The sequence below is a fragment of the Janthinobacterium sp. MP5059B genome, assembly GCF_001758645.1.
GTDB lineage: Bacteria > Pseudomonadota > Gammaproteobacteria > Burkholderiales > Burkholderiaceae_D > Janthinobacterium > Janthinobacterium lividum.
On sequence record NZ_LRHX01000023.1, the window covers coordinates 27,150 to 43,990 of the forward strand.

Consider the following 16,841-nt stretch of genomic DNA (forward strand, 5'->3'; position numbering starts at 1 on the left):
GGCGAGGAATTAAAAAACTATGGCCGGCTCAGCACCTGGGCCAGCACGGCGGCGAACGCCTGCGCACGCGCTGCGTCCATGGTCGATACGGTGATCCGCAAGCCCTGCGTCGGCGCCTGCACGCCGAAGGCTTCGCCGCCGCGCACCAGCCAGCCATGCCGGGCCAGCGCCAGCACGGCCGCCTGGCTGCCGCCCGGCAGCGGCAGCCACAGGTTCAGTCCATCGGCAGGACTGGCGCCAACCAGGCCTTGCGCCGCCAGCGCATCGGCCAGGATGCCGCGGCGGCGCGCATAGTCGGCGCGGGCCAGGGCCACCTGCGCCAGCACGTCCGGTGAAGACAGGCAGGCGCTCACGGCATCCTGCAAGAGATGACTGACCCAGTTCGTGCCGGGCGCCAGGCGCAGGCGCAGGCGCTGGGCGGTCTGCCCGTCGCTGGCGACAACGGCTAAGCGCAGGTCGGGGCCGAAGATCTTCGATACCGAACGGATCAGCGCCCAGCGCCGGGCCGCATGGGGAATCACGTCCTGGTAGCTGGCGACGGACAGCAGCGAGAAATGGTCGTCGATGATGACCAGCACGTGCGGGTAAGCGGCCAGCACCGCGCGCAGCTGGTCCGCGCGCGCCGCGCTCAGGCTGCATCCGGTCGGATTGTGCGCACGCGGCGTCACGATGACGGCTTGCGCGCCTTGCGCCAGCGCCCGTTCCAGCGCCCCGGCCTGCATGCCCTCGGCATCGACAGCCACGCCAACGGCGTGCAGCCCGGCGATGCGCAAGGTGTTGATGCTGCTGACGAAGCACGGGTCTTCCACGGCCACCTTGTCGCCCGCGACCAGATACGCGGCCAGCAGGCGCTCCACCGCATCGACCGCCCCATTCGTCAGGGTGATGTCGTGGCCCTCAGGGCAATCGCCGGCCATCCAGCGCCGCGCCAGGGCTTCCAGCTCCGGATCCAGCGTGGCTTCGCCATACAGGCGCGGGCGGTATGGCTTGCGCGCCAGGGCCGCGCCGACATCGGGCAGCCAGGCAAGGTTAGGATTGCCGCCGCCCAGGTCGGCCAGCGGCGAGCCGGGCAGCAGGCCTTCCTGCTCGCCGGGATCGCGCTGTGCGCGGATGGCCGTGCCCAGGCGCCCTTGCGTGACCGCGATCCCGGCCGTCACCAGGCGCTTGTACGCCAGCGAAACGGTATTGCGGTTGACGCCCAAGGTCGCGGCCAGCTCGCGCACGGTCGGCAACTCCTGGCCCGGCACCAGTTCGCCCGCCTGCGTCAGAGCACGGATGCTGTCGAACAGCTCCGCAGCGGTTTTCCCTGCAATCCTCATGATAGTCTCAGACATGATATATTTTGGCATAGGACAATCATACATCACTGCGGCGACTCCTGCCGCTCATAAGGCTGACACAAGGCTGACACATGAACAATGACACTCCCCTGCTCACTGCGACCATGCACGCGCAGCATGGGCGCTGGCCGCAAGCCGTGTCGGTGGACGACTTCCGCCGCAATCTGGCCGCCGTGCACGCGCGCATGGCCGCCGCATGCCAGCGGGTCGGCCGCGATCCGGCCGGCGTGCGCCTGCTGCCCGTCAGCAAGACCAAGCCCGAGGCGAGCCTGCGCCTGGCCTACGCCGCGGGTTGCCGCATGCTGGGAGAAAACAAGCCGCAGGAGGCAGGCCGCAAGTGGGAAGCGATGGCGGACCTGGGCGACCTGCAATGGTCGGTGATCGGCCATTTGCAGACCAACAAGGCCAAACTGGTGGCGCGCTTTGCCAGCGAATTCCAGGCTCTCGACAGCCTGCGCGTGGCCGAGGCGCTGGAACGGCGCCTGCAAGCGGCAGGACGGGGGCTCGATGTGTTCGTGCAAGTGAACACCTCGGGAGAAGCCAGCAAGTACGGCTTGCCGCCGGACGAGGTGGCCGCTTTCCTGCGCGCGCTGCCCGCCTTCCCGGCGCTGCGGGTGCGCGGACTCATGACATTGGCGCTGTTGTCGGCGGAAGCCGTGCGCGTGCGCCGCTGCTTCGTTCTGCTGCGCACATTGCGCGACCGGCTGCGCCAGGATGTTCCCGATGGCATCGGCCTCGACCAGCTGTCGATGGGCATGTCCGGCGACTATGAAATCGCCATTGAAGAAGGCGCCACCGTCGTGCGGGTCGGCCAGGCCATCTTCGGCGCACGGGACACGCCAGATAGCCACTACTGGCCCACGGCGGAAAAGGAATAGACGGCCCGATGCGCCCTGCGGGTGGTCGCGCAGTCAATCATATCGAATGATCAAGATGACATGCAGAACGATACCGCGTAATATTTTTACCATACTGCTCAGCTCGGCAGCACAGCTCCTTGGGGAAAGGACGGCAGCGTGGCCGCGTCAAACGATCTCGCGCACTGGCGCGGACAGATTTTTGCGCGCCTGCTGCAGGCGGTGCTGCTGCTTGGCATCGTCACTGCCATTCCCAGCGCCCTGCTGGCGGCGCGCGAAGCTATCTGGTCCATAGTCGCCCTCGACGTGCTGGCCATCGGCTGGGTCGGCCTCATCTGGCATCTGCGCGCCATGCCCTACCGCTGGCGCGTGTGGCAATTCCTGATCGTCGCCTACCTGGTGGGCGTGGGCCTGCTGCTGAAAATCGGCCCCGTCAGCCAGATCTACATGATGCTCATGCCCGTGCTGGCGGCCCTGCTGCTGGGGATGCGGCCAGCCTTGTCGACCCTGGCCCTGACTTCGCTGACCATCTTTTTCCTCGGCCTGCATCCCGACGTGGAGCTGCAATTGCGCGGCGTGCCCGACTCCCCCGTGCTGCGCGCGCTGATCGTGGCCCTGAACTTCCTGTTCATCGCCGCCGTGCTGACCCTCTCCTGCGCTTTCCTGCTGCGCCACCTGGAACGCAGCAGCCAGGCCCTGTCGCAGCTGAACGCCGATCTGCGCCTGACGGCCACGGCGCTGGCCCGCCTGAACGACATGGTGATGCTCGCCGAAGTGGCCGATGGCCCGCCAGGCGCGGGTGCGGCGCCGGCCACGCGCATCATCTTCGTCAACGACGCCTTCGAGCGCAGCAGCGGCTATGCGCGCGCCGAGGTGCTGGGCCGCAGCCTGCTGTTCCAGCAAGGCCCCGCCACCGATGCGGGCGAACTGGCGCGCATCGCCGCCGCCATGGCCCGCGCCCAGCCGGCACGCGCGGAATTGCTCAATTACAACAAGGCCGGCAAGGCGTACTGGGTCGAAGCGGAACTGGTGCCGTTCACGGATGCGGACGGCAGGCAGACGCACTGGGTGGCCGTCGAGCGCGAAATCGACGAGCGCAAGAAATCGGAAGCGGACATCCACCGCCTGGCCTTCTACGACGTGCTCACGGGCCTGCCCAACCGGCGCCTGCTGATGGACCGCATCGGCCACCTGCTGGCCGCCGCGCCGCGCGGCCATACCATTAGTGCGCTGATGTTCATCGACCTCGACCACTTCAAGCACATCAACGACGCGCGCGGCCACGCCACCGGCGACGCGCTGCTGCGCCTGGCCGGCGAACGGCTGGCGCAGCTGATGCGCAAGGCCGACACGGTGGCGCGCATCGGCGGCGACGAATTCGTCGTGCTGCTGGCGCACCTGGCCGATGACCTGCACAACGCCGCCCGCGCGGCGGCCCAGGTGGCCGAGAAAATCCGTGCCGCCATCGCGCGCGACTTCGAGATCGAAGGGCAGTCCTATCATTGCAGCGCCAGCATCGGCGTGACCCTGCTGCCGAAAGCGGGCCAGCAGGCGCACGACCTGCTGCGCGAAGCGGACATCGCCATGTACCGGGCCAAGGCGGAAGGACGCAACGGCATCGCCTTCTTTGAAGCGGCCATGCAGGCGGGCGTGGAACGCCGCCTGACCCTGGAAAGGACACTCGCGCGCGCCCTCAACGCCGGTGAATTATGCATGCACGTGCAGCCGCAGGTCGACCGCCATGGCCGGGTGACGGGCGCCGAACTGCTGATGCGCTGGCCGCAGGCGGACGGCGGCCATATCGCTCCCGCCATCTTCATCCCCATCGCCGAGGAATCGGGGCTGATCGTCAAGCTGGGCCACTGGGCCCTGCGCGAAGCGTGCCGCGCCGCCGCCATGCTGGCGCGGGCCGGATCGCCTGTCGCCCTGTCCGTGAATGTGAGTCCGGCCCAGTTTCGCCAGCCCGATTTTGCCACCCGCGTGCAGGCCGCGCTGGCCGAACACGGCACGCCGGCCGGCGCCCTGATCCTGGAACTGACGGAAGGCTTGCTGATCGACCAGCGCGACGCCTCGCTGGCGCGCATGCGCGAACTGGCGGCCCTCGGCATCCGCTTTTCCATCGACGATTTCGGCACCGGCTATTCCAGCCTCGCCTACCTGACGTCGATGCCGCTGTACGAACTCAAGATCGACAAGCGCTTCATCGACGACACGCCGCACGATGCGCGCGACACGGCCATCGTGCAAGCGATCCTGGCCATGGCGCGCCACCTGGGCTTGCGCGTCGTGGCCGAAGGCGTGGAAACGCAGGAGCAGGCCGACTTCCTGATCGCCCACGATTGCGACGGCTTGCAGGGCTACCTGTATGCGCGGCCGATGCCGCTCGATGACTTTCTCGCCTGGCTGGCCCAGCGCCAAGCTTAGCTTAGCTTTCCGACATTTCCCGCACGAAACTCCTCCGCTAGAATACCGGCCTCATAGCCTGTACCTTCACCATCCCCTTTGATTAAAGTGATCCCCGATGCGTCTGGTTCTTCCCCTGCTGCTCACCCTGATAGCCGCCCTGCCCGCCGCGCATGCGGCCCCATCCACCCCCACGCCGATCACGCTGGACCAGGCCATGGCCGACCCCGACTGGATCGGCACGCCCGTCGAAGCGGCATGGTGGGGCTGGAAATTGGCCAAGCTTCTAACTACAAAGCTAAAAAACGCCTCGGCTCGACCCCTGCGCGACACGTATCAATTGCCAGGCGCAAACGCCAAACTGAATAGCGGCAAGAAGGTCGACGATGCGCAGCTGGCCAATCTCGATGGCCAGCAGATGGTCGTCAACCGCTCCGGCACGCGCGCCATCCTGCTGCGCAACGGCGACTTGTTCGAGCGCGACCTGAAAAGCGGCGCCTTGACGCAAATCACGCGCGGCGTCACGGCCATCAGCGACCCGCAATATTCCGCCGACGGCGGCGCCGTGCAATACCGCAGCGGCACCGACTGGTTCAGCTGGAGCCGCGCGGAGCGCCTGAGCGCCCCCGTCGCCCTGCTGCGCGCCGCCAAGGACCCGGACGCCACACCGGAAGCGGACGCCCTGCGCGACCTGCAACTGCGCCTGATCGTCAACCTGGCACGCCAGAAGCAAGACCGCGACGCGAACCGCGAACGCCGCCATGAAGAGCGCCGCCTGGACGCCACGCGCGCGCCGGAACCGATCTACCTGGGCGACAAAGTCACCATTTCCGGCAGCGCCCTGTCGCCGGACGGCCGCTGGCTGCTGTTCGTCACGCAAGACAAGGCGGCCGAAAAGGGCAAGCTGGGCAAACTGGCCCGCTACGTGACGGAAACGGGCTACCCGGACGTCGATGACGAGCGCACGCGCGTGGGACGCAACATGCCGATCGCGCAAAAAAGACCTGAAAGCTGGCCGACCTGCGCACGGGCACCGTGCGCGAGATCGGTTTCGACAGCCTGCCCGGCATCGCTACCGACCCGCTGGCCAGTCTGCGCGCCGAACAGAAGCTGCCGCCCCTGAAAGGCAACCGTGCCGTGCGCATCGACGCCCAGCGCGACGGCATCGCCTGGACCGATGACGGCAACAAGGTGGCCGTGCGCATCCGCGCCGTCGACAACAAGGATGGCTGGCTCGCCAATGTCGACCTGGCCAACGCCGCCCTCGTGCCCGTGCACCGCATCAGCGACACGGCCTGGGTCAACCGCCGCGCCGACGAATTCGGCTGGCTGCCCGACAACACCACCCTGTGGTATCTGTCCGAGGAAAGCGGCTACGCCCACCTGTACACGAAGACGGGCGCGGCCCCGGCGCGCGCGCTGACCAGCGGCCAGTGGGAAGTGAGCGCCGTCGAATGGAGTCGCGACGGCAAGCATGCCTATTTCATGTGCAACCGGCAGGCGCCCGGCACGTATGAAGTATGCGCCAGCACGGCCAGGGAAGGCGGCGCGCGCGAAGTGACGAATTTGAAAGGCGTGGAAAACTTCGGCCTGTCGCCCGATAACGGCAAGCTGCTGCTGCGCTATTCGACCAGCTATATGCCGGCCCAGCTGGCGACGGTTGCCGTCGCGGGCGGCAAGGCCAGTATCCTGACCGATACGCGCAGCGACGCCTTCAAGGCGCGCAACTGGGTCATGCCGGAACTGGTGCAAGTACCGTCCACGCATGGCGCGGCGCCGATCTGGGCCAAGCTGTACCGCCCGGCGCAACTGGAAGCGGGCAAGCGCTATCCGATCGTCATGTTCGCGCACGGCGCCGGCTACCTGCAAAACGTGACCCAGCGCTATCCCGTCTACTTCCGCGAACAGATGTTCCACAACCTGCTGGTCGAGCAAGGCTACATCGTGCTCGACGTCGACTACCGCGCCTCGCTCGGTTACGGCAGCGCCTGGCGCACGGCCATCTACCGCCAGATGGGCCACCCGGAACTGGAAGATTTTGTCGACGGCGCCAACTGGCTGGCGCAACAGCACCAGGGCGACATCCGGAACGTGGGCATCTATGGCGGCAGCTATGGCGGCTTCATGAGCCTGATGGCCCTGATGCGCGCGCCGGAAATCTTCAAGTCCGGCGCCGCCCTGCGTCCCGTGACGGACTGGACCACATACAACCACGAGTACACGGCGAATATCCTGAACACGCCGGACATCGATCCGCAAGCCTATAAAATCTCGTCGCCGATCGAATACGCGGACAAGCTGACGGGCAACCTCCTGATCGCCCACGGCATGATCGACGACAACGTGTTTTACCAGGATTCCGTGCGCCTGTCGCAGCGCCTGATCGAACTGAAAAAGGATAACTGGGAAATGGCCAGCTACCCCATGGAGCGCCACGGCTTCGTGCAGCCGGAGGCGTGGTATGACGAGTACCGCCGGATTTATCAGTTGTTCCAGAGAACATTGAAATAAACCCCGATGCCCGCTTGATGCGGGCATTTTTCATGGACTCATTCAGTCAAACGGCACCGGCCGTGGCGTCGTGTCCGACGACGGTGGCAGGATCGGCAGCACGAGGTGCGGCTGCTTGCCCGTCAGGGTTTTCAGGAAGGCCACCAGCTTGGCGTTTTCATCGGGCGTGAAGGTACGGCCCAGCTGCAGGCGGCCCATCACGTCGACGGCTTGCGTCAACGTCGCCGCTTCGCCATCGTGGAAATAGGGATACGTCAGTTCCACGTTGCGCAAGGTCGGCACCTTGAAGTTGAAGCGGTCCGCATCCTTGCCCGTCACGGCCGAGCGTCCCTGCGCCGTCATCGCCGTTTTATACGGTTCCACCACACCCATCTTCTGGAAGGTGTTGCCGCCCACGGCGGGGCCGTTATGACAGGCGATGCAGCCGCTCGATTTGAACAGCTGGTAGCCGGCCAGCTCGTCCTTCGTCAGCGCGCTTTTCTTGCCCGACAGCCATTGATCGAAACGGGAGCCGGGCGTCACCAGCACCTCTTCAAAGGCGGCGATGGCGCGCGTGACTTGCTCGATGGTCAGCTTATCCTGGCCAAACACTTGCCGGAACTCCGCGCGGTAGGCGGGAATCGAGGCCAGCACGTCGATGGCCAGCTCGTGCGTAAAAGCCATTTCGCCGGGATTGGCGATGGGACCGCCCGCCTGCTCCTGCAAATCCTTGGCGCGGCCATCCCAGAATTGCGCCACGTTCATGCTGGAATTGAGCACCGTGGGCGAATTGATGGGCCCGCGCTGCCAGCTGTGGCCGATCGAGGTCTTGATATTGTCCGTGCCGCCCATGCTCAGGTTGTGGCAGCTATTGCAGGAAATAAAGCCCGAGCGCGACAGGCGGGGATCGAAAAACAGCTTCTTGCCCAGTTCGACCATGGCCGGATTGGCGATCTTGGCGGCGGTGATGGGCTGGATCGGCTCCTTGTCGGCGGCATGCAGAACGCCGCCAAGAGCCAGGCTGGTGATGAAGAGAAAGGGTGAGAGGGTGCGGCGCATAATCTAACTCCTGGAAGTATTCCCGAATCGGCGGCGCGCGCCGGCGCGGGAATGCAGCGCACCGGCCCGGTTGCCACCCGTACATCGCTGGTTGGATGTTGATTTATATTAACTTTGACTAGTTAATAAGGAAAATGACCAGGGTCAAGGTTCTCGCCAAGTGCGAATCGCGCTTGCCATTTACGCAAGCGTGGCACATGATAAAGGCATGCACACACCTACCTACTCCCTGCTGCGCGCCGCGTGCGCCAGCTTCCTGCTGCTGGCCGCCAGCGCCTGCGGCAGCGCCCCCACGCAAGATGATGCGCCGCCCGCCCCCGGCAATGCCGGCCTGCTGGCGCAAATCCAGGCGGAAGTGGGCGTAGCCGCCTGCGATTCCACCCAGCAATGCCAGACCATCGCCATCGGCGCCAAGGCTTGCGGCGGCCCCGAGCGCTACCTGGCATGGTCCAGCAAGGGTAATGACGGCAAGAAACTCAAGGCACTGGCCCAGGCGCAAGCCGAGGCGAGCCGCAAACAGCAGCAAGCGGACGGCATGATGTCGACCTGCTCCATCGTCACGGACCCGGGCGCCACCTGCGAGGCGGGGCGCTGCGTGCTGCAGAAGAGCGCCCTGGGCGGCAGCGCCGCCATGTAAACAAAGCCGCTGGATCAGCGGCTTGAGTGCTTCTGCAACACGTCAGGACTGCAATTGCAAGGTCTTGACGATCTTGCTCTCCACCTTCTCGCCCGCGCCTGCGGTGGCATTCTTGCTCTCCTTGCGCAGCAACAATAAATGGTCGCCGCTGACGCCATACTGGCGCGTCTCGTCCGACTTCTGCGTAAAGCTGACGACGACAAAGGCGCGCCCGCTCACGTCAAAGTGGAAATGGCTGGCCAGCGGCGTGCCGTCTGCGGCGATCCATACCTCGATGCCGCCTTCGAACTTCTTCACATACTTGCGGTCTTTCTCAGGCACCTTGTCAAGCGACAAGGTAAAGCTGAGCAAACGCGCCGGCTTGCCCTTGTAGCTATCCATCTTTTCGCTGCTGAACACAGCTTCCTCGATCTCGCGCGACAGGGCATCGGCCGCCGACACCATGGAGCGCAGCTCCGTCGCCTTCATTTCCCCCAGCGCAAAGCCGATCGGCGTCTTGACCTTCGGATCCTTCACCCTGGCACGCTGCTCGGCTTCCACTTTCGCCAGCAAGTCCTTGCCATAAAGCACCTGCAAGCCAGCCGGCCCGCCCTCGACAGTGACAGTGGCCTGGCCGCTATCCTCTTCCGCCGCCTTGCCCTCGCCCTCGCGGCGCCAGGATTTCGATTCGACCTGCGCCTTGATGGGCATCTGGCCCTGCAAGCGCGCCAGCGCCGCATTCAAATCAGCGAGCCCGTCGGCCCGCGCCGTGCCGCACAACAAGCCGAACAAGCCCGCCACCGCCAGGCCTTGCACTCCAATACATCGCTGCATCGCCACATCCCTTCAGTTCATACAAGGATGCCAAAACACTATGTTTTGGCCATCTGTTGCATTTGAACACAGCTAGCTCTGGTCAGGTGGAAAGTCTTTCTGCTATAATTCGCCGCCTTGGCCTGGTAGCTCAGTCGGTAGAGCAGAGGATTGAAAATCCTTGTGTCGGTGGTTCGATTCCGCCCCGGGCCACCAAGAATTCAGCAGCACATAGCAAAAAGCCAACCTTCGGGTTGGCTTTTTTGTTTCTCTTTGCCAAACCCTCCCCCACCCCGCCGCTATGTACGCAAACGTACGGACTGCGGCCGCCCAAGAGCACATGCTGCAGGCAGACCACACCCCCTTCCCGCCGCCAGCGTCCTGCGCGACACGGCGCAACGGCCACCTGATCAGATTCTCTCCGTAACACCGCCATGCGAAACTCGCGCCCGACGCCGTCGAGCCGTTCCGTACATCACGGCACACTGCCAAAGGATGCATCATGAAAACTACCCTGATATTGCTCGCGCTCGCCTCTACCCTCGCCTTGACCGCTTGCCAGCGCGAAGCGCCACCTGTTGTGCAAGTCATCGCTGGCCCTGCCGGTGCGCCTGGTCCTGCCGGCGCTACGGGTGCCACGGGCGCTGAAGCCCCTGCCGGCGCGACCGGTGCGACCGGCGCCACGGGCCAGACCGGCGACAGCGGTGCCGCCGGATATGACGGCGCCAAGGGCGCCACTGGCGCACAAGGCAACGATGGTGTTCAAGGCAACGATGGCGCCAAGGGCGACGACGGCGCCAAAGGCAAGACGGGCGACACGGTGATTGTCGTCCCGCAACGTTAATACGCCCCACGCAATACGCACAACGCCAACCCATGCGGTTGGCGTTGTGCGTATGCGCTGTACCGCACAGTAACATTCGCCAAATCGGCCTACCCTGTTCTCATTACACAGGGAGATACGCATGCTGACGATCCTACTGATGGTAGCCCTGCTGGGCTTGGCTTTACTGTTCGCCCCCGGCCCAGTGCGCCGCGCCCTCGTCACCCCGCGCCTGCTGGCCTTGTTCAAGCGCATCTTGCCAACCATGTCCGACACGGAACGCGACGCGCTCGAAGCGGGTACCACGTGGTGGGACGCGGACCTGTTTTCCGGCCGGCCCGACTGGCCCAAGCTGCTGGACTATGGACATGCCTCGCTCACGACCGAGGAGCGTCACTTTCTCGAGCATGACGTCGAGCGGCTGTGCGAACTGGTCAACGACTGGGAAACGCAGCAGGCGCAGGACTTGCCGCCCCAGGCCTGGGCCTACATGAAGGCGCAAGGTTTCCTCGGCATGATCATCCCGAAACAATACGGCGGCAAGCAATTCTCCGCCTATATGCACTCGCAAGTGGTCATGAAATTGTCGAGCCGCTGCTCGGCGCTGGCCGTCACCGTGATGGTGCCCAATTCGCTGGGGCCGGCCGAGCTGCTGCTGCATTACGGCACCGAAGAACAGAAAAACCATTATCTGCCGCGATTAGCCGCCGGCACCGAGATTCCCTGTTTTGCCCTCACCAGCCCGTATGCGGGTTCCGATGCGGCCGCCATTCCCGACCTGGGCGTCGTGTGCATGGGCATGCATGAGGGCCGCGCCACGCTGGGTTTCCGCCTCACCTGGAACAAGCGCTACATCACCCTGGCGCCCGTGGCGACCTTGCTGGGACTGGCATTCCAAACCAGCGATCCCGAACATCTGCTGTCCGAGAATGACACGCCGGGCATCACTTGCGCCCTGATCCCCGCCAGCCACGACGGCGTGGTGATCGGCCGCCGCCATCACCCATTGAACGCCGCGTTCCAGAACGGCCCCACCTCGGGCAACGATGTCTTCATTCCCATCGACTGGGTCATCGGCGGCCAGGCGCAAGTGGGCAAGGGATGGCGCATGCTGATGGAGTGCCTGGCGGCCGGGCGCGCCATTTCGCTGCCCTCGTCCAGCGTGGGCATGGGCAAGATGGCCGTGCGCGGCACCGGCGCGTATGCGGCCGTGCGGCGCCAGTTCAACATGGCTATCGGCAAATTCGAAGGGGTGCAGGAAGCGCTGGCCCGCATGGGCGCCAACCTGTACCTGATGGACGCGGCCCGCACGCTAGCCGCGCACGCCGTCGACCTGGGCGAAAAGCCGGCCGTCATTTCCGCCATCGTCAAATACCACGTCACGGAACGGGGCCGCGCGCTCGTCAATGACGGCATGGACATTCTCGGCGGCAAGGGCATCTGCGTGGGGCCCAACAATTTCCTCGCCAGCGCCTACCAGCAAATCCCCATCGCCATTACCGTCGAAGGGGCCAACATCCTCACGCGCAGCCTGATCATCTTCGGCCAGGGCGCCATCCGCGCGCATCCGTATGTGCTCAGGGAAATGGCCGCCGTCAGCGAAAGCGATGGCCGCAAGGCCCTGCGGGATTTCGATGCTGCCTTCTTTGGCCACGTGGGCTTTGTGCTGGGCAACCTGGCCAGGGGATTATGGTACGGACTGGGCGGCGCGCGCCTGGCGGCCGCGCCCGACGCCGGCGCGCCCGCACTGGCGCCCTACTACCGCGCCCTGACGCGGCTGTCGACGGCGTTTGCCGTCATGACGGATATGTCGATGTTCGTGCTCGGCGGCGAGCTCAAGCGCCGCGAGCGGCTGTCCGCCCGGCTGGGCGACGTGCTGGCGCAACTGTACCTCGCTTCGTCCGTCCTGAAGCGCTACGAGGACGATGGCCGCCCCGAAGCCGACCTGCCCTATGTGCACTGGTCGCTGCAGGATGCGCTGGTCAAGGCGCAACAGGGCTTGACGGGCGTACTCGATAATTTCCCCGCGCGCGTGCTGGCCGTGCTGCTGCGCACCCTGCTGTTTCCCTTCGGCCTGCCGCATCGCCCGCCTTCCGACGAGCTTGGCAGTGAAGTGGCGCTGGCCCTGCAAACGCCGGGCGCCGACCGCGAGCGCCTGCTGGCCGACGGTTATGTGGCCAACGACAACACAGATCCCGTGGCTTGCGCCGAGCGGGCACTGGCCCTGCTGGCCGAGGTGCTGCACATCGAAAAACGCCTGAAAGACACGCCCGCAGGCGCAGCCCTGCGGCACCTGCCGCAAAGCCTGTCCGCCATGCAGCAGTGGCTGGCAACGGCCAAGGCCGCAGGCTCGGTCAGCTGCCAGGAGCACAATACCTTGCTCGAATATGCGCGCCTGGTCGACGGCTTGATCCAGGTCGACGATTTTCCCGCCGATGCGGCGCATCTGGCTCAAGGCGGCGCCATGCAGCGTCTTGATGACGGATCCGCTGGCGAGAGCCGCGCAGCCTAGGCGGAGCTGCTTTGCGGCCTATACTGAATTGAGCGGGTGCTGTGCCCGCTCTTTCCAGAAAGGAGTCGATCATGACGCGCAAATACATCGATTGCAGGGAATTCCCAAGCGACACGCATTGCTCGGTAGCCATCTCGGCTGACAGCGAGGAAGAGCTGTTGGGCATTGCTGTGGAACACGCAGTCTCGGTACACCATCACCACGATACCCCGGAGCTGCGCCAGCAACTACGCCAATTGTTCAAGGACGGCATGCCGCCCGAACATCTGCCCATGACGGGACAAGCCGGCAGCAGCGGGGCCTCGCACGCGCACTAGCCTGCCAGGGCTTGCGCCGGTTTCTGCAAGCGCAAGCCCAGCACGAGCGGCACGAGTGCCGCGTACACGACGATCACCGACAGCCAGACGGCGCCGGGCCAGTACGCCCTGACGCCAAAATAGATGCTGGAAAACACCAGCGGGCACAGGACGGACGCCAGGCTCACGGCCGAGGCCAGCACGCCCTGGAACTGGCCTTGCCGGTCCTCGGCAACTTGCCGCGTGGCCAGCGACTGCAAGGCCGGCGCGCCGATGCCGCCCAGGGCGAACACGGGCATGATGGCGAAGATCATCCAGCTGCGCGTGGCAAACGCCATGACGGTCAATGCCACGCAGGCGCAGGCCACGCCCGCCAGGATGGTGGCGCGCTCGCCCAGCAGTTTCACGGCCGGGCCAGGTAAAAAAGCCTGGGCCAGCGCCTGGCACACGCCAAAGGCGCCCAGCGACAGGCCGATCCACAGCCCGTTCCACGCAAACGCATCGTGTCCCCACAGCGCCCAGCACACGCCATACACTTCGCCGGCCGCGCTGAAGGTAAAGAAGATGACGGTAATCGGCAGCAAGCTTTTCTCCGAGAAAACCCAGCGCAACGGGCGCAGAGGGTTCAATGCCGCCAGGTCGATTTTCCCCCGTGTCGGCGTGCGCGAGGGGTGGCGTGATTCTGGCAGCAGATGCCAGGCCAGCAGCAAATTGCCGGCATTCAAAACGGCTGCCGCCATGAACGGCAGGCGCAGCCCGTAATCACCCAGCGCGCCGCCCAGCACGGGGCCGATGATGAAGCCTGCGCCGAACATGGCGTTGAGCAAGCCGAAGCGGCGCGCCCGCTTCACCTCGGGAGAAATGTCGGTGATGTAGGCGGTGGCCACGGAAACGTTGGCGCTCGTCAACCCGGCGATGGCACGCCCCAGCAGCAGCATCCACAGGCTGGTCGCAAAGGCGAGGAACAGGTAATTGACGGCCGCGCCCGCCAGCGACAGCAGCAGCACGGGGCGCCGCCCCAGGCGGTCGCTCAGCGCCCCCAGCACGGGTGCAAAGATGAACTGCATCAATGCATACAGGGCCGTCATGATGCCGATATACGGCGCCACGTTATCGGCGTGCGTGACCTCCCGCAGCAGCGCCGGCAGGATAGGGAAGATCAGGCCTATGCCGACGGCGTCGAGCACGACAGTGGTAAAGATGACGGGCAGCGCTGCCACGGGAACAGATTCTTTCATATACTCAATCTAAATATGTACTCAGTACACAAATAGTACGCCCAGCCTTGCCGCGCCAGCAAGCCTTATCTGTACTCAGTACACTTCGTGTATGATCGCGGCAACATGACGATTCCTTCCGACCTCCGCTCCCGCAAACGCCTTGCCACCCGCCAAGCCATCTCGAATGCCGCCACGCGCCTGTTCTTCGTGCGCGGCTTCGAGCAGGTGACGGTGGACGAGATCGCGGCGGCCGCCAGCGTGGGACGCATGACGGTGTTCAACCATTTCCCGCGCAAGGAAGACATGTTCTTCGACCGCGAGGAAGAGGGGCGCGAACTGCTGCGCGATGCCTTGCGCCAGCGCGATCCCGCCATCCCGCCCATCGAAACCCTGCGCCTGCTGGCGCACCGGCTGGTACTGGAAGACAGTCCCTACATCACCTTTTCCGCCGCCGGCCAGGGTTTCATTGCCACCATCGAAGCCAGCGATACCTTGAAAGCGCGGGCGCGGGCCATCCGCGACGAACTGGCGCAAGTGGTGGCGCAAGCGCTGACCGACGCCACGGGGCGCGATGCAAGCGATCCCCTCGCCCACCTGGCGGCCAGCCTACTGCTGGCCACCTGGAGCACCGCCCTCATCGAAGCGCACCGTGCCTTCGCGCAACATGGCGACGCGCAACTGGCCAAGGCCGGCTTCCTGTCCCTGGTGGACCGGGGACACACGGGCTTGAACGCCGCCATGGCGGGCACGCCCTACGCCTGAAGCGGCAACCCCTCGCATTTCCTTATTTCATTTGCCAGCACCTGGGCTTGCGTACCGTCTGGTGCCTTCCTATCATGAAACCACGCGCTGGCAAACGATGCATGCAGGCCGGCACGCGGGGACAGTCCTCCTGCTTCCCGTCACCATACCCATAACCGCATGCAGCCGCTGGGAGGTACACGATGAATACCTTGACGAACGGCCAGCTCAATGAGTTGCAAGCCTCATTGAGAGGGCAACTGCTACAAACGAACGACGCCGGCTACGACAGCGCGCGCGCCGTCTGGAATGCGATGATCGACCGGCATCCGGCCCTCATCGCGCGCTGCGCGGGCACGGCCGACGTGCGCACGGCACTGGCATATGCGCGCGACCACGGCCTGCCCCTGGCCGTGCGCGGCGGCGGCCACAATATCGCCGGCAGCGCCCTGTGCAACGATGGCCTGGTGATCGACCTGTCCGGCATGCGCTCGGTGCATATCGATCCGCAACAACGCCGCGCCCACGTCGAAGGCGGGGCCACCTTGCACGACTTCGACCACGAGGCGCAAGCGTTCGGCCTGGCCACGCCGCTGGGCATCAATTCCACCACGGGCGTGGCAGGACTGGCCCTGGGCGGCGGCTTTGGCTGGCTCAGCCGCACGCTGGGCCTGGCGGCCGACAACCTGCTGGCGGCCGATGTCGTCACGGCCGACGGACAATTCCTGCATGCGAGCGCGATGGAGCATCCCGACCTGTTCTGGGCCTTGCGCGGCGGCGGCGGCAACTTCGGCGTGGTCACGCGCTTCGAATTCCAGCTGCATCTGGTGGGGCCGCAAGTGACGGCTGGCCTCATCGTGTTTCCTTACGCGCAAGCCAAGGCGGTGCTTACGAAATACCGCGATTTCGTCGACGGCATGCCCGATGAATTGACCGTCTGGGCCGTCTTGCGCAAGGCGCCGCCGCTGCCCTTCCTGCCACCGGAAGTACACGGCCAGGACGTGCTGGTCCTGCCCGTCTTTTCACCCGTGCAATCTGCCGCCATGCAGGAAGCGATCGAGCGCATCGGCAGCTTCGGCCAGCCGCTGGGCATGCACCTGGGCAGCATGCCGTACACGGCCTGGCAACAGGCGTTCGATGCCCTGCTCACGCCGGGCGCGCGCAATTACTGGAAATCGCACAACTTCACGCAGCTCAGCGACGCGGCCATCGATACCGTCATCCGCCATGCAGGCAAGCTGCCGACGCCGCAATGCGAAATCTTCCTCGGCCTGCTGGGCGCGCAGGCGAGCCGGCCAGCGCCGCAGGATACGGCCTATCCGCACCGCGACGCCCTGTACGTGATGAACGTGCACACGCGCTGGGACGAGCCGGCCGATGACGCACGCTGCATCGCCTGGGCACGCGAGTTTTTCAACGACGCCGCGCCGTATGCGACGGGCAGCGTGTACGTCAATTTCCTGACCGAAGATGAAAGCGGGCGCACGGCCGACGCGTATGGCGTGAACTATCCGCGCCTGGCGCGCATCAAGAGGCAATACGATCCCGCCAACCTGTTCCGCGCCAACCAGAACATCTGTCCGGCCGCCTAGGCTGCCACGGCGCAGCGCCTTGCAATCCCTTGATCCAGGGCAATGCAATGCGCTCGCCGCCCGCTTACAATCGCCGGCT

At 65.3% G+C, this 16,841-nt stretch carries 14 protein-coding genes and 1 tRNA gene; 11 read left to right on the plus strand and 4 right to left on the minus strand.

Annotated elements, in window-relative coordinates:
- Positions 1–17 precede the first annotated feature (17 nt).
- Positions 18–1,319, minus strand: coding sequence for a transcriptional regulator PtsJ (ptsJ, locus tag JAB1_RS27765; protein WP_070282870.1), 1,302 nt, complete (start codon positions 1,317–1,319; stop codon positions 18–20).
- Between the two features lie 92 nt (positions 1,320–1,411).
- On the opposite strand from ptsJ, the gene JAB1_RS27770 reads away from it, so the two are divergent.
- The 4 genes from JAB1_RS27770 to JAB1_RS30455 all read left to right on the plus strand — a co-directional run bounded on the left by JAB1_RS27770 (position 1,412) and on the right by JAB1_RS30455 (position 7,111).
- Positions 1,412–2,218: a YggS family pyridoxal phosphate-dependent enzyme gene (locus JAB1_RS27770; RefSeq protein ID WP_070282872.1), complete on the plus strand. Its 807-nt coding sequence runs from the start codon at positions 1,412–1,414 to the stop codon at positions 2,216–2,218.
- 138 nt (positions 2,219–2,356) lie between these two features.
- Positions 2,357–4,621 (plus strand): EAL domain-containing protein, encoded by a 2,265-nt coding sequence (locus tag JAB1_RS27775; RefSeq protein ID WP_070282874.1) that lies wholly within the window; start codon positions 2,357–2,359, stop codon positions 4,619–4,621.
- Positions 4,622–4,718: 97 nt separating this feature from the next.
- On the plus strand, positions 4,719–5,723 hold the full coding sequence (locus JAB1_RS30450) for a hypothetical protein (protein WP_254672281.1): 1,005 nt from the start codon (positions 4,719–4,721) through the stop codon (positions 5,721–5,723).
- Positions 5,636–7,111: a S9 family peptidase gene (locus JAB1_RS30455; protein ID WP_254672283.1), complete on the plus strand. Its 1,476-nt coding sequence runs from the start codon at positions 5,636–5,638 to the stop codon at positions 7,109–7,111. Before JAB1_RS30450 ends, JAB1_RS30455 begins: the two co-directional genes overlap by 88 nt.
- A gap of 42 nt (positions 7,112–7,153) precedes the next feature.
- Here JAB1_RS30455 and JAB1_RS27785 read toward each other — a convergent pair whose 3' ends face one another.
- Positions 7,154–8,149, minus strand: a complete 996-nt coding sequence (locus JAB1_RS27785; protein WP_070282876.1) for a cytochrome-c peroxidase — start codon at positions 8,147–8,149, stop codon at positions 7,154–7,156.
- Positions 8,150–8,357: 208 nt separating this feature from the next.
- Between JAB1_RS27785 and JAB1_RS27790 the strand changes: the two genes are divergently transcribed.
- Positions 8,358–8,786, plus strand: coding sequence for a hypothetical protein (locus JAB1_RS27790; protein ID WP_070259846.1), 429 nt, complete (start codon positions 8,358–8,360; stop codon positions 8,784–8,786).
- 42 nt (positions 8,787–8,828) lie between these two features.
- Here the strand turns inward: JAB1_RS27790 and JAB1_RS27795 are convergent, their stop codons facing one another.
- Positions 8,829–9,599, minus strand: coding sequence for a hypothetical protein (locus JAB1_RS27795; protein ID WP_240317666.1), 771 nt, complete (start codon positions 9,597–9,599; stop codon positions 8,829–8,831).
- A gap of 119 nt (positions 9,600–9,718) precedes the next feature.
- Between JAB1_RS27795 and JAB1_RS27800 the strand changes: the two genes are divergently transcribed.
- From JAB1_RS27800 to JAB1_RS27815, 4 genes are all read left to right on the plus strand, one after another.
- A tRNA-Phe gene (locus JAB1_RS27800) sits at positions 9,719–9,794 on the plus strand.
- Between the two features lie 286 nt (positions 9,795–10,080).
- Positions 10,081–10,422 (plus strand): hypothetical protein, encoded by a 342-nt coding sequence (locus tag JAB1_RS27805; RefSeq protein ID WP_070259850.1) that lies wholly within the window; start codon positions 10,081–10,083, stop codon positions 10,420–10,422.
- Positions 10,423–10,543: 121 nt separating this feature from the next.
- Positions 10,544–12,913 carry an acyl-CoA dehydrogenase gene (locus JAB1_RS27810; RefSeq protein WP_083300049.1) on the plus strand — a complete coding sequence of 790 codons (2,370 nt, stop codon included), beginning with the start codon at positions 10,544–10,546 and terminating at the stop codon, positions 12,911–12,913.
- 71 nt (positions 12,914–12,984) lie between these two features.
- Positions 12,985–13,230, plus strand: a complete 246-nt coding sequence (locus JAB1_RS27815) for a DUF1059 domain-containing protein (RefSeq protein ID WP_070282880.1) — start codon at positions 12,985–12,987, stop codon at positions 13,228–13,230.
- On the opposite strand, the gene JAB1_RS27820 is transcribed toward JAB1_RS27815, so the two are convergent.
- Entirely contained in the window at positions 13,227–14,447 is a 1,221-nt protein-coding gene (locus JAB1_RS27820) for a TCR/Tet family MFS transporter (RefSeq protein ID WP_070282882.1), read from the minus strand. The two genes, JAB1_RS27815 and JAB1_RS27820, sit on opposite strands and share 4 nt — an antisense overlap.
- Positions 14,448–14,552: 105 nt before the next feature.
- Between JAB1_RS27820 and JAB1_RS27825 the strand changes: the two genes are divergently transcribed.
- The gene (locus JAB1_RS27825; RefSeq protein ID WP_070283039.1) at positions 14,553–15,191 is read left to right on the plus strand and encodes a TetR/AcrR family transcriptional regulator; all 639 of its coding nucleotides are present in this window, start codon (positions 14,553–14,555) and stop codon (positions 15,189–15,191) included.
- Positions 15,192–15,373: 182 nt separating this feature from the next.
- On the plus strand, positions 15,374–16,762 hold the full coding sequence (locus tag JAB1_RS27830; RefSeq protein ID WP_070282885.1) for an FAD-binding oxidoreductase: 1,389 nt from the start codon (positions 15,374–15,376) through the stop codon (positions 16,760–16,762).
- The last annotated feature ends 79 nt before the right edge of the window (positions 16,763–16,841 follow it).